Here is a 12252-nt window from a genome sequence, read left to right on the forward strand (position 1 = left end):
AAAATCCCCGCCGGAAAGCGGGGGATTTTTATGACAGAGCGGATGGGTGTTTTATCTTCGGACGGGCGGTGCTTGCAGCCTTCGCCCTTAGCGGCACGGGCGATGCTGCGCCCGGCGGCGCGGCGGCTGGCAGCGGTGGGCATCGGCTTTGCAGGCGGCTGGGCAGTGCTGTACGGGGCGCTGATGCCCTTTGGGCTGGGGCTGACCCTTGGGCTGGCAGAGGATTGTTTTGCGCCCTGCGCGGCAGGGGCGGCGCTGGGGCTGCTGCTCCACGGGCTGGGTGCGCTCTCGCTGCGCAGCCTGTGTCAGCTGTGTGCGCTGGGCGCTGCCGTGGCAGCCCGCTGGCTGCTGCCGCAAAAGTTTGTACCCGCCGCGCTGGCGGGCTGCGGCACATTGACCGGCATGGCGCTGTGCTTTGCGCTGGGCAGCAGCGGCGGGGCAGACCTTTTATTGTACAGTGCGGCAGACGCCCTGCTTGCGGCGGGCATCGGCTTTGGGCTGCGTAGATTTGCCCCGGAGCGCCCGGGCATGGGCACGCTGCTGGTGGGCGCAGCTGTGGCGGCGGCGCTGGGCAGTGTGCGGTGGGGGTGGTTTTCGCCCGGGGTGCTGGCGTGTGCCGCCGCAGAGCTGGCGCTGTGCTGCCGGGCACAGAAGTTTGCCGCCCTGAGCGGCAGCGCGGTGCTGGGGGCAGCTCTTTGCGCCGCAGACCCCGCCCTTGCCCCGGCGGCAGCGGGGCTTGGCTGTGCCACGGCAGCGGCGGCGGTGCTGGCACCCGGACGGCGGGTGGAGACCCTTGCCGCCTACGCGGGCGGCTGCGTATCCGGGGTGCTCTGCGTGCAGCCGCCCGGAAACGCCTTTGGGCTGCTGTTCAGCGCCTGCGGCGGTATGGCGGTGGTCTGTCTGCTGCCCGGCGGCTGGCTTGCCCCGGCAGCAGACACCCCGCAGAGCGGGGAAAACGCTCCCGCGCCCGCCCGCAGTGCGGCGGCCTCCACCCGGCTGGAAGCCGTGGCACAGAGCCTTTCCTCATTGGCGGAGACGGTGAACGCGGTCTACGAGGGGCTGCCCCGGCGGCGGGAGGGTTTCCGCTGGGTCATAGACAATGTACATGATACTCTTTGTTTTAACTGCGGGCGGCGGGAGACCTGCTGGAAGCAGGAATATACTGCCACCATGGCGGGCATGGAAGCGCTGCGTCCGCTGCTGGAACAGAATGGCAGCGTGGAGACCGCGCAGTTGCCCGGGGAATTGTCCCGCTGCATCCATCCGGCGGCGCTGTGCGCGGCGGCGGGGCGCAGCTTTGCGCTGTACCGCAGCCGCAAGGAAGCGCGCATCCATTCCGAAGCCATGCGCACCGCCCTGACCGAGCAGTACAGCGCCGTAGCCGAAGCACTTGGGGTGCTCAGCGAGCAGCTGGGACGCCCCGGCGACCCGGAGCCCTATAAATCCAGCCGGGTGGCGGAGTTCTTCACCGGGCTGGGTGCGCCGCCGCAGGAGTGCGCCGTCACGCTGGACGACCTTGGCCGCACCCATGCCGCCGTCACCCTGCCGCGCACCCGGTTCACCCCGCAGGAGCTGGCAGCGCTGGCGGGGGAGATGGGGCATATCTGCCGCCGCACGCTGGAGGTGCCGCAGGTGCTCTCCTGCAAGGGCATGACCACCCTGCTGTTCAGCGAAAGACCGGCGCTGCGGGCGGTGTTCGGTGCGGCAAGCGCTGCCGCCCGGGGCGAGGTTTCCGGCGATGCAGTGCAGCAATTTTGCAGCCCTACGGCGGCGCAGATGATTTTATGTGACGGTATGGGCACCGGACGCCCGGCGGCGGTGGATGGCAATCTGGCGGCAGAGCTGACCGCCCGGCTGCTCAAGGCGGGCTTTACCGCCGAGCTGGCGGCGCGGCTGGTGAACGTGGCGCTGGCGCTGAAAAGCGAGGACGAGAGCGGCGCAACGCTGGATCTCATCAGCGTGGACTTATACACCGGCACGGCGCGGCTGTTCAAGGCCGGAGCCGCCCCGGGGTTTCTGGTGCACGGCGGGCGGGTGCGGGCTGTGGGCGAAGCCACTTTGCCCATGGGGGTGCTGGGCGGGGTGAACGGACAGAGCCGGGTGGTGCACCTGACCGCCGGGGATTACGCAGTGCTGGTATCGGACGGCTTACTGGTGGATGGCGCGGGCTGGGTGGCAAAACAGGTGGAGCTTTCGGCGGCGGCAGGAGACGCACCGGAAAAGCTGGCGGAGACGCTGGTACAGACCGCCCGCATCCGCGCGCAAAAGACCGGCCGCCCGGATGATATCACCGCCGCCGTGCTCCGGCTGGAAAAGAGCGGATAACAGGCGTTGCATATCATGAGCAATTCTCCGCTTAAAGGCTTCCCCCGGTCGGGGAAAATCTGTCCCCAAGGGGTGAAGGCTTTTGTGCTGGCGGGAAAGTTTGTGGCATAACGAAAGGCTTCCGTTGCAATTTGCGGGAAGGAGGGGTATACTGGAAGCATATTTTTTTGCCCGGCAGTGCCGGGCGCAGGAGGCGGCTTATGCTTACCATCAATGTTGCACCCGACGGCAGCGGACAGTTTACCACCATTTCCGAGGCGGTGCTGGCGGTGCCCTACGACTGCCCTGCGGTCATCCGCATCGCGCCGGGCATTTACCGGGAAAAGCTGGTTTGTGAGAAAAAGGATATCACCCTTGCGGGCGCGGGCATGGATGCCACCCGGCTGGTATGGAACGATGGCGGCAAGCTGCCGCACCCGGACGGGCGTCCCACCCACACCTTCCGCAGCTATACCGCCTTTTTCAGCGGCGAAAAGCTGCGGGTGGAGGATATGACCATCGAGAACGACGCAGGCCCCGGCGCAAAGGCCGGGCAGGCGGTCGCAGCCTATGTGGACAGCGCCCGGGCGGCGTTTGACCGCGTGCGGCTGCTGGGCAATCAGGATACTTTGTTCTGCGCCCCTCTGCCGGAGAAAGAGCGGGAGAAGGACGGTTTTCTGGGCCCGCGCGGGCTGGCACCCCGCCGGGCAAGCGCGCAGTATTACCACGCCTGCGAAATTGCCGGAGACATTGATTTTATCTTTGGCGGGGCAGACGCCCTGTTTGAGCACTGCACCCTGCGCACGGTGGACAACGGCCTTGCGCACAGCTGGGTCACCGCACCCTCCGGTGCGGCACAGGGGCTGGGCTTTGTGTTCTGGGACTGCGATTTTGTCTCGGACTGCCCGGCGGGCAGCGTGTATCTGGGCAGACCGTGGCGTCCTACCGGCAAGACGGCGGTGCTGGACTGCCGCCTTGGGGCGCACATTGCGCCGGAGGGTTTTGCCGGCTGGAACGACCGCACCGACACGGCGCTGGCCGGCTTTGCCGAGGCAGGCAGCACCGGCGCAGGCGCAGGGGAGCGCCCCGGGTGGGTGCAGGCGTTTTCGGCTGCCGAGGCCGCTGCGCTGCTGCGCACTGCCCGGCAGAAGTGCCGCATGGAGACTACAGAAAGGATAACGGAATGAAAAAATTACCCAATGCAGTAAAATGGCTCATCATTCTGGTGGTGCTGGGCGCTATGGGCGCGATGATGTGGGCGGTGAACGACCGTGCTTCCCGGGTGGAGATGCCCGCCCCGGACAACACCTTTGGCATCTACCATACAGCAGAGAGCGGAACATAATAAAGCACCGGCAGTTTCCCGATTGGAAGAGTTGGAAAACTGCCGGTGCTTTTTCTGTGTTACAGGGGGCATTCACTTGCCCTCAAAGTCGTCCACATAGGGCAGGTCACTCATGACGAACCAGAAGGTGGTGCCCTTGCCTACGGTGCTTTGTACGCCGAAGCGAAAGCTGTGCTGCTGGAAGATGGCTTTGGTGATGGAAAGCCCCAGACCGGTGCCCTGCTTGCCCGCGTCCGAGCGGGAGCGGTAGTACCGGTCAAAGATATAGGGCAGGTCGGCGGCGGCAATGCCCGGGCCGTGATCCTCCACCTCTACCCGCACGCCCTCAGAGCAGCGGAAGGCGCGCAGGATAAAAATGCCGTCCTGGCCGATGTGGTGCATGGCGTTGCCCAGCAAATTGTGCAGCGCGCGCTGCATCATGTCCGGGTCGGCGTAGACCGGCAGCTCCTCCTCCGGCAGTTCCAGCTGCAATTGCCAGCCGTTCTGGGCGCAGATGGCGTCGTAGCGCTCGCTCACCTCGTCGCACAGCTGTCCCATGTCAAAGTGCACCCGCTCGCACTTGTAGGTGCCGCTGGTCACTTTGCTCAGCTCCATCACGCTGGAGACCAGCGCGGTCAGGCGGTCGGCCTCGTCCACGATGATGTTCATCTGCTCGTCCCGGTGGGCTTTATCGTCGCCGGTCAGATCGCGCACCGTCTCGGCGTAGCCCTTGATGAGGGTCAGCGGGGTGCGCAGGTCGTGGGAGACGTTGGCCAGCAGATCGCGCTGCATCTGCACCGCGTGCTGCACCTCCTCGGCCATGTGGTTAAAGTCCCGGGCAAGGTCGCCCAGCTCGTCGTTGCGGCGGTTGTCCACCTGCACGGCGTAATTGCCCAGCGCCATCTGCCGTGCGGCGCTGGAAAGCTGGCGCAGCGGCTTTGTGAACCACTCGCTGAACAGCCACGCCGCCGACATGGCAAAGCCAAAGATCAGCGCCGCCGCCAGCGGCAGCAGGGTGCTGAGCACCTTGCCGGCCTCGGTAACGTGCACAAGGCTGGTGGTCACCAGCACGGTATAGCTGCCGTCGGCGGTAATGCGCCCTACCAATAGCTGCGCCGAGCCGGAGAGCCGGGGCGGGTTGAGCGTCTGCACAAAGCTGCCCACGCTGCGGCACTTGCGGCGCATGGCAAGGGCAGTGGCAATGATCTTATCGTTGTTGGCAGAGTCTGAAAGATAGGTGCCGTGCAGGTTGCAGAAGGACTGGTTCTCGATCTTATAAATGGTGTGCAGGGTGGTATCCGAGATATCCACGCAGAAGCTGTTCAAAGAGCCTTTGGTGTACAGTTCCAGCGTGAGCTTATCAAAAAAATCACTGTTGACCGCAAGCTGCCCAAAAGACCAGCTGGACAGCACCTTGCCCTCGGCAATGGCATCGTCCAGCCGCTCCACGATGCTGTCGGCCTGATTGGTAAGCTGGGTCTCGATGTGTTTGGTGTACAAAGGCTCCAGCAGCTGGGTGGACAGCAGCCAGAACAACCCCAGCAGAAACAGGCAGATGAAGCACAAAAACCACATCAGCTGCCCGCGGATGCCAAGGGTATGCCGTGCTTTGGTGGTTCGCCGCATGCTCCGCACGCTCCTTCAGTCAACGGGCGGCATCGGGGTCGAACTTATAGCCGATGCCCCATACCGTAGCAATGTAGCTGCGGCATTTGCCCAGATGGCCGCGCAGCATCTTCACATGGGTGTCCACGGTGCGGTCCTCGCCGAAGTAGTCGTAGTTCCACACCTTCTGCAAAATCTTTTCCCGGCTCAGGGCAATGCCCTTGTTGGAGGCCAGAAATACCAGCAGGTCAAACTCCTTGGGGGTCAGGGCGACTTCCTCGCCGGACACCCGCACGGTATGGCTGGCAGTGTCGATGGTCAATTCGCCAAAGGTCATGGTGTCGGCGGCCTCGGTGGGGCGGGGCATGGTGCGGTTCAGCACTGCGCGCACCCGCGCCACAAGCTCCCGGGGGGAGAAAGGCTTTACCACATAGTCGTCCGCGCCGCTTTCCAGCCCGGCCAGCTTATCGTATTCCTCGCCCCGGGCGGTCAGGATGATGACCGGGGTGTTGATGTGGCGGGCGCGCATCTCCCGCAGGCAGGTCATGCCGTCCATAAAGGGCATCATCAGATCTAAGATCACCAGATCAAACCCGCCGCCGGACAGCTGTGCCAGCGCCGCAGAGCCGTCCCCGGCTTCCTCGCAGATGTAACCGGCATATTGCAGATGCTCGTGGATCAGCTCCCGGATGCGGGGCTCATCATCAACGATCAGGATCTTTGCCATAAAACAGGACTCCTCCTATCATAGTTCAATATACAACTCTATTCTAAAGCAAGAATTGGAAAAAGCTGTGAATTTTAAGTGAATGGTTTGGAAAAACAAAACCGTCTGCACCCAGTATACCACACCGGGCGGCGGGGCGGCAATCTTTTTGCGGGAATACGCGGCAAAATGCGCCGGGGAAACTTGACAAGAAAACAGGGCCTTTTGTAAAATAAGGTCGTAGAGAGCAGAGCACTTGCGACAAAACAGGAGAAACAGGCATGAGCATCCCCAAGATCATCCACTACTGCTGGTTCGGCGGCGGGCCCATCAACCCGGAGAGCCGGAAATGTATCGAAAGCTGGAAAAAATACTGCCCGGATTACAAGATCATCGAATGGAACGAGCAGAACTTTGAGATCAGCCAAAACCGCTACGCGCAGCAGGCCTACGAAGCAAAGAAATATGCCTTTGTGTCGGACTATGTGCGGCTGGCAGTGCTGTATGAGTACGGCGGCATCTATCTGGACACGGACGTGGAGCTGGTGCGCCCGCTGGACGAACTGCTGGAGCACAAGGGCTTTATCGGCATGGAGCACAGTGCGCCCTCGCCCTACGGCCGCACGCTGCTGGTGAATACCGGCTCCGGCGTGGGCGCAGAGCCGGGCTGCGAGATGATCGGCAAAATGCTGGCGGCCTACCGCAATGCCGCCTTTGTTCAGGAGACCGGCGAGCCGGATCTGCGCACCTGCACCCAGCGGGATACCCCGCTGTTTACCAAGGCCGGTTTGCAGCAGAAAGACGAGCAGCAGGAACTGGACGGCTTTCTGGTGCTGCCCACCGACTGCTTTTCCCCCTTTGATTATGTGACCGAGCGGATGCACCGGACCCCGCGCACCTTCGGCATCCACTATTACAGTGGCAGCTGGCAAAGCGGCAACAGGGTAAACCGCTGGCGCAAGCGCTTCAAGTGCACCAAAGTCGGGCGCTGGTGTATGTGGCTGCGGCAGTGTTCGCCCCGCTGGCTGCGGGAAAAACGGCGCAGCCTGCATAACCGCTGCCGCCTGCAATGGAAAAAATGGTTCGGCTGCCGGGGACTGCAATTTGGCCGCTGCATCCTGCTGGACAAAGAGCTCAAGCTGCGGCTGAACAGCGGCTCCCGGGTGACGCTGGGCGACCGGGTGGAGAGCGACGGGCGGATGTCCATCACCACCGGATATTCCAGCCAGCTGAACATCGGCAGCGGGGTCTACTTCAACGATGGCGCGGTCATCAGCTGCCTTGGAAAGATAACCATCGGCGAAAACACCCTTTTCGGCCCCGGGGTGAAGATCTTTGATAACAACCACCGCTTCAGCCGGGAGGAAGGGGTCAGCCGGGAATGCACGGCGGGCTGCATCACTGTGGGGCGCAGCTGCTGGATCGCCTCAGACGTGGTGCTGCTCAAGGGCACGGATATCGGGGACAACTGCGTCATCGGCGCGGGCTGCGTTATCCGGGGCAAAGTGCCCGCCGGTTCCCTCGTGACCCGCAGCGGGGAGCAGACCACCCGGCCAATTGAGACAAGATAAGGCATCCCCTCTCGTAAAGATGTGTTCATCGCGGCCCGTAGGCCGCGATGAACACTCAAATTTAAAAAAATCATTCCGCTGCGCATGGCCAGAGCAACGCGGAGGCCATTTGAAATCGTTGTTCTTAGAAGAACTGCTGCACAACGCTGTGCGGCAGTTCTTTTTTGTCCCGCTTGCCCTTTTTGCGCAGGAATGCTATACTTTAGCGATAAAGGACAGTGCGCTGTCCGCAAGGTTTTTCGGAGATAAGGAAAAGCGCTTATGCGAATCGGACTGATCGAATTTTTGCTCATACTGGCCATTGCGTCCCTCACGGTTGGGCCGCGGGTGGCTTTGTTCGTGGACCGGTGGATGCGCCGTGCCAACCGCGCCAACGCCATGGCGGCGCGCCGCCGGGCAGAGTATGCCGCCCAGATGGCCGCAGAACGGGACGCCATGCTCAAGCGGTTCCGCACCGCCAGCACCGTGTTCGGGGTGGGTATTCTGCTGGTGCTGGTGTACGCGCTGGGCTTCCGCCCCATCGACACCCCGCCGCAGACCTATAAAGCCCCCGACCTCCGGCAGGAGACGGGCGCTCTGCAGACGGCAGTTTCCACCGACCGCAAGACCCGGCTGGAGCTGGGGGAGTATCAGGGCGTGGACTGCATCCGCGCCAAGGACGGCCTGTTATATGCCGCTGCGTGGAACGGTGCTGCGCTGAAAAAGCGCACCAGCGACCTTGTGCGCACCGATGGCGGCCACGCTGCCGCCATCCTGAGCGTGGAGGGCGAGCTGACCGGCTTTGCCTTTGATGCCGCCGGGGATGTGTGGCTGACCCAGCTGACCACCGCCGGAGGTATCTTGTGCCGCGCAAAGCACGACAGCTGGGGCGCAGCGGTGGAACAGGTGGTCACCCAGCTGGACGGTGCGCCGCTGGGGGCGGTATCTGCCGTGGAGGTAAGCCCGGCGGGTAAGGTGTACTTTGCTGTGGCAGCGGCGGCAGGCGCGGAGAACGGGCTGGAAAGCGCCCTGCGCACCGAGCTGCTGGCGCACACCGCCACCGGCTGCGTGTATGTGTACGACCCCGCCGCCCGCACAGTGGAAAAGGTGCTGGGCGGGGTGGCAGGTGCTGCCGGTCTGGCGCTCAGCCCGGACGGCAGCACCCTGTATGTCTCCGACCTTGGCAGCCGCTGCATTTGGGCGGTGGACGCCGCTGCCCGGGAGCTGACCGCCGGGGGACGGGGCTGCACCGCTGCCTTTGCCGGTCTGCCGGGCTATCCCGGAGCGCTGGCTGCGGACACGGACGGCACGCTGTACATCAGCTACCGCTGGGCGCGCAGCAGCTGGCTGGAAAAGAACGCGGACAGCACCCTGCTGCGGGGCATTGCCCTGCGGGCGGGGCAGAATACGCAGGAGCGGCTGTTCCGGTGCACCGCAGATGCCCCCTGCGCCGAGGCGGTAAGCCTTGCCACAGGGACTTGGGAGCAGACCTTTACCGGCCTTGTACAGGACAGCTGTGCGGCGGTGTGTCCGGTGGAAAGTAAAGTATATTTCGGTGCGGCAGGGGCAGACAGCCTGCTGGCTGCAAACCGATAAGTGAGGTGTTTTTTGTATGACCGAAGCATTTGCAAAACAGATCGAGACCGAGGCACGGCAGGCTATGACCGAGCTGGTGGCTGCGGCAAAGCTGAAAAAGGGAGATGTGCTCGTGGTGGGCTGCTCTTCCAGTGAGATGGTGGGCGGTCACATCGGCAAGGATTCCAGCATAGAGGCTGCCCAGGCACTGTACGCGGGCGCTGCGCCGGTGCTGGCGGAAAAAGGCATCTGGCTGGCAGCGCAGTGCTGCGAGCACCTGAACCGCGCCCTTATCCTTGAGCGGGAAGCCGCAGAGAAATACGGCTGGGAGGAAGTGTGCGTCGTGCCCCGTCCCCATGCGGGCGGCAGCTGGGCCACTACCTGCTGGAAAAACTTCAAAGACCCGGTGGCGGTGGAGGAGATCCGCGCCAACGCGGGCATGGATATCGGCGGCACCCTGATCGGAATGCACCTGAAGCGGGTGGCAGTGCCGGTGCGGCTGAGCCTTAATAAGATCGGCGAAGCAAACATTCTGTGCGCCTACACCCGCCCGAAGCTGATCGGCGGCGAGCGCGCCCGTTATACCGAGGAGGATTGAGCGACATGGCAGAAAAAACGTTGGAAGAAATGCGGCAGGCCGTGGCCGAGATCCGGGAAAAGATGGCAGCCGCCGCCCGGGAAGCCGGGCGCGACCCGGCAGCGGTGCAGCTGTGCGCCGCCTGCAAGACCCGCACGGCACAGACCATTGCCGCCAGTGCGGCTTTGCCCATTGATGTGTTTGGCGAAAACCATGTGCAGGAGCTGTGTGCAAACTACGATGCCGGAGCTTACTGCGGCAAGCCAAGCCATTTTATCGGCCATTTGCAGACCAATAAGATCAAAAAGGTACTGGGGCGGGCAAGCCTGATCCAGAGCGTGGACAGCGAGCACTTGCTGCTTGCCATCGAGAAGGAAGCCGCCAAGGCCGGTATCGTGCAGGACATTTTGCTGGAAGTGAACATCGGCGGGGAAGAGAGCAAGACCGGTGCCGCGCCGGAATTGCTCTGGCCGCTGCTGGATACCGCCGCTGCACAACAGCATATCCGGGTCAAGGGTCTGATGGCCATCCCGCCCGTGAACGACGACGATGCCCAGAACCGCCGGTATCTGGCGCAGGTGTATCAGCTGTTCGTCCGGGCAGGGGAGCGGGGCTACCACAATGTGGAGATGCAGACCCTTTCCATGGGCATGAGCGGCGATTTTGAGAACGCTATCCGCGAGGGCGCTACCCTTGTGCGCATCGGTACCGCCATCTACGGCGCGCGGGATTACAGTAAAAAGTAACGATAAAAACGGAGGAACCATGCCGAAAACCAAAACCAACGACCCCGGGGCGCACCACGCAAGCAGCGGTGCGCTGATCCGGCGTTTTCTGCCGTATCTGGCAAACTATAAGATGGTGCTGTGCCTTGATTTGTTCTGCGCAGCACTGACCACCCTGTGCGATATCGTGCTGCCCAAGATCATGAGCACCATCACCAACTCCGCCATGGGGGTGGGCATCACCCTGACGGCGGGCATCGTGCTGAAACTGGCGGCACTCTACTTTGTGCTGCGCATCATCGACGGCGCAGCCAGCTACTATATGTCCAGCATCGGCCACATCATGGGCGTGCATATTGAAACGGATATGCGCCGGGATGCCTTTGACCATCTGTTGCAGCTGGATCACACCTACTACAACAACACCAAGGTGGGCACCATCATGGGGCGCATCACCAACGATTTGTTTGATGTGACCGAGTTCGCCCACCACTGCCCGGAGGAGTTTTTCATCGCGGGCATCAAGATCGTGGCGTCCTTTGTCATTTTGTGCCGCGCCAGCATCCCGCTGACCTTGGCAGTGTTTGCCTGTGTGCCGCTGATGGGCGTGGTGTCGGTGTACCTGAACGGCCGTCTGCGGGCGCGGTTTCGCCAGCAGCGCGTCCAGATCGGCGAGCTGAACTCCACCATCGAGGACAGCCTGCTGGGACAGGGCGTGGTCAAGGCCTTTGCCGCCGAGGACGAGGAACGGGAAAAGTTCGCCAAGGGCAACCGCGCCTTTGAGCAGATCAAGACCCTTGGCTACTACGCCATGGGCGCCTTCAACACCTCCACCCGCCTGTTTGACGGGTTGATGTATCTGGTGGTCATTCTGGCGGGCGGTCTGTCGCTGGTATACGGTAAGATCACCGCCGGCGACCTTGTGGCCTATATGCTCTACGTCACCACCCTCATCGCCACCATCCGGCGCATCGTGGAGTTTGCCGAGCAGTTCCAGCGCGGCATGACCGGCATCGAGCGCTTTGCCGAGATCATGGACACCCCGGTTGCCATCAAGGACGCCCCGGACGCCGTGCCCCTGCAACCCGGCCCCGGCGAGATCCGGTTCGAGAAGGTATGCTTTGAGTACCCGGACGACCACAACAAGGTGCTGCACGACGTCAGTCTGGACATCCGCGCCGGGGAGCGTCTGGCGCTGGTGGGTGCCTCCGGCGGCGGCAAGACCACCCTGTGCAACCTGATCCCCCGCTTTTACGAGGTGACCAGCGGCCGCATCCTCATTGACGGGCAGGATATCCGCCGGGTCACCCTGAAGAGCCTGCGGCAGGATATCGGTATCGTGCAGCAGGACGTGTATCTGTTCAGCGGCACGGTGGCGCAGAACATCGCCTACGGCAAGCCCGGTGCTACCCGGCAGGAGATCGAAGCCGCCGCCCGTCTGGCGGGCGCGGAAAAGTTCATCCTTGCGCTGAAGGACGGCTACGACACCTATGTGGGCGAGCGCGGCGTCAAGCTGTCCGGCGGACAGAAGCAGCGCATCGCCATTGCCCGGGTATTTTTGAAGAACCCGCCCATCCTGATTCTGGACGAGGCCACCAGCGCACTGGACAACGAGAGCGAGATCCTTGTGGGACAGAGCCTTGAAAAGCTGGCTCATGGCCGCACCACCCTGACCATCGCCCACCGTCTGACCACCATCAAGGACTACGACCGCATCCTTGTGCTGGGCGAGGAGGGAATCGTGGAAGAGGGTACCCATGCCCAGCTGCTGGAAAAGCAGGGCGTCTACTACCGCCTGTGGAACCAGCTGCCCGCAGAGGATGGGGAATAAAAGCCCTTGAAATACAAAAAAGACACCCGAAAGGGTGTCTTTTTGTCTCTTGTCA

10 protein-coding genes are annotated in these 12252 nt (G+C 62.9%); 8 read left to right on the forward strand and 2 right to left on the reverse strand.

The genetic code is table 11. The features are described from left to right. Positions 1 to 30 precede the first annotated feature (30 nt). The 3 genes from MTP43_RS01100 to MTP43_RS01110 all read left to right on the forward strand — a co-directional run bounded on the left by MTP43_RS01100 (position 31) and on the right by MTP43_RS01110 (position 3649). On the forward strand, positions 31 to 2325 hold the full coding sequence (locus tag MTP43_RS01100; protein WP_249234996.1) for a serine/threonine-protein phosphatase: 2295 nt from the start codon (positions 31 to 33) through the stop codon (positions 2323 to 2325). Between the two features lie 200 nt (positions 2326 to 2525). Further along, positions 2526 to 3491: a pectinesterase family protein gene (locus MTP43_RS01105; protein ID WP_249234997.1), complete on the forward strand. Its 966-nt coding sequence runs from the start codon at positions 2526 to 2528 to the stop codon at positions 3489 to 3491. Next, on the forward strand, positions 3488 to 3649 hold the full coding sequence (locus MTP43_RS01110) for a hypothetical protein (protein ID WP_005921947.1): 162 nt from the start codon (positions 3488 to 3490) through the stop codon (positions 3647 to 3649). The genes MTP43_RS01105 and MTP43_RS01110 overlap by 4 nt, the downstream gene beginning before the upstream one ends. A gap of 72 nt (positions 3650 to 3721) precedes the next feature. Here MTP43_RS01110 and MTP43_RS01115 read toward each other — a convergent pair whose 3' ends face one another. Both MTP43_RS01115 and MTP43_RS01120 read right to left on the reverse strand, forming a co-directional pair. Further along, entirely contained in the window at positions 3722 to 5254 is a 1533-nt protein-coding gene (locus MTP43_RS01115; protein ID WP_223450659.1) for a sensor histidine kinase, read from the reverse strand. Positions 5255 to 5273: 19 nt separating this feature from the next. Beyond that, positions 5274 to 5960, reverse strand: a complete 687-nt coding sequence (locus MTP43_RS01120; protein ID WP_005921941.1) for a response regulator transcription factor — start codon at positions 5958 to 5960, stop codon at positions 5274 to 5276. 260 nt (positions 5961 to 6220) lie between these two features. Between MTP43_RS01120 and MTP43_RS01125 the strand changes: the two genes are divergently transcribed. The 5 genes from MTP43_RS01125 to MTP43_RS01145 all read left to right on the forward strand — a co-directional run bounded on the left by MTP43_RS01125 (position 6221) and on the right by MTP43_RS01145 (position 12197). After that, positions 6221 to 7510, forward strand: coding sequence for a glycosyltransferase (locus tag MTP43_RS01125; protein WP_249234998.1), 1290 nt, complete (start codon positions 6221 to 6223; stop codon positions 7508 to 7510). Positions 7511 to 7771: 261 nt separating this feature from the next. After that, complete coding sequence (locus tag MTP43_RS01130; protein ID WP_249234999.1) at positions 7772 to 9085, forward strand: SMP-30/gluconolactonase/LRE family protein; 1314 nt, start codon at positions 7772 to 7774, stop codon at positions 9083 to 9085. Between the two features lie 16 nt (positions 9086 to 9101). Next, positions 9102 to 9662 (forward strand): TIGR01440 family protein, encoded by a 561-nt coding sequence (locus MTP43_RS01135; protein ID WP_117949896.1) that lies wholly within the window; start codon positions 9102 to 9104, stop codon positions 9660 to 9662. A gap of 5 nt (positions 9663 to 9667) precedes the next feature. Then, entirely contained in the window at positions 9668 to 10387 is a 720-nt protein-coding gene (locus tag MTP43_RS01140; protein ID WP_005921927.1) for a YggS family pyridoxal phosphate-dependent enzyme, read from the forward strand. Between the two features lie 19 nt (positions 10388 to 10406). Then, positions 10407 to 12197, forward strand: a complete 1791-nt coding sequence (locus MTP43_RS01145) for an ABC transporter ATP-binding protein (RefSeq protein ID WP_113992668.1) — start codon at positions 10407 to 10409, stop codon at positions 12195 to 12197. Positions 12198 to 12252: the final 55 nt, after the last annotated feature.

It is taken from the genome of Faecalibacterium sp. IP-1-18, assembly GCF_023347355.1.
In the GTDB taxonomy this organism is placed as follows: Bacteria; Bacillota; Clostridia; order Oscillospirales; family Ruminococcaceae; genus Faecalibacterium; species Faecalibacterium prausnitzii.

What these genes read in the sequence shown, in the direction of transcription:
- MTP43_RS01100 (WP_249234996.1), top strand. Translation starts at nt 31, where the DNA reads ATGACAGAGCGGATGGGTGTTTTATCTTCGGACGGGCGGTGCTTGCAG.
- MTP43_RS01105 (WP_249234997.1), top strand. Translation starts at nt 2,526, where the DNA reads ATGCTTACCATCAATGTTGCACCCGACGGCAGCGGACAGTTTACCACC.
- MTP43_RS01110 (WP_005921947.1), top strand. Translation starts at nt 3,488, where the DNA reads ATGAAAAAATTACCCAATGCAGTAAAATGGCTCATCATTCTGGTGGTG.
- MTP43_RS01115 (WP_223450659.1), bottom strand. Translation starts at nt 5,254, where the DNA reads ATGCGGCGAACCACCAAAGCACGGCATACCCTTGGCATCCGCGGGCAG.
- MTP43_RS01120 (WP_005921941.1), bottom strand. Translation starts at nt 5,960, where the DNA reads ATGGCAAAGATCCTGATCGTTGATGATGAGCCCCGCATCCGGGAGCTG.
- MTP43_RS01125 (WP_249234998.1), top strand. Translation starts at nt 6,221, where the DNA reads ATGAGCATCCCCAAGATCATCCACTACTGCTGGTTCGGCGGCGGGCCC.
- MTP43_RS01130 (WP_249234999.1), top strand. Translation starts at nt 7,772, where the DNA reads ATGCGAATCGGACTGATCGAATTTTTGCTCATACTGGCCATTGCGTCC.
- MTP43_RS01135 (WP_117949896.1), top strand. Translation starts at nt 9,102, where the DNA reads ATGACCGAAGCATTTGCAAAACAGATCGAGACCGAGGCACGGCAGGCT.
- MTP43_RS01140 (WP_005921927.1), top strand. Translation starts at nt 9,668, where the DNA reads ATGGCAGAAAAAACGTTGGAAGAAATGCGGCAGGCCGTGGCCGAGATC.
- MTP43_RS01145 (WP_113992668.1), top strand. Translation starts at nt 10,407, where the DNA reads ATGCCGAAAACCAAAACCAACGACCCCGGGGCGCACCACGCAAGCAGC.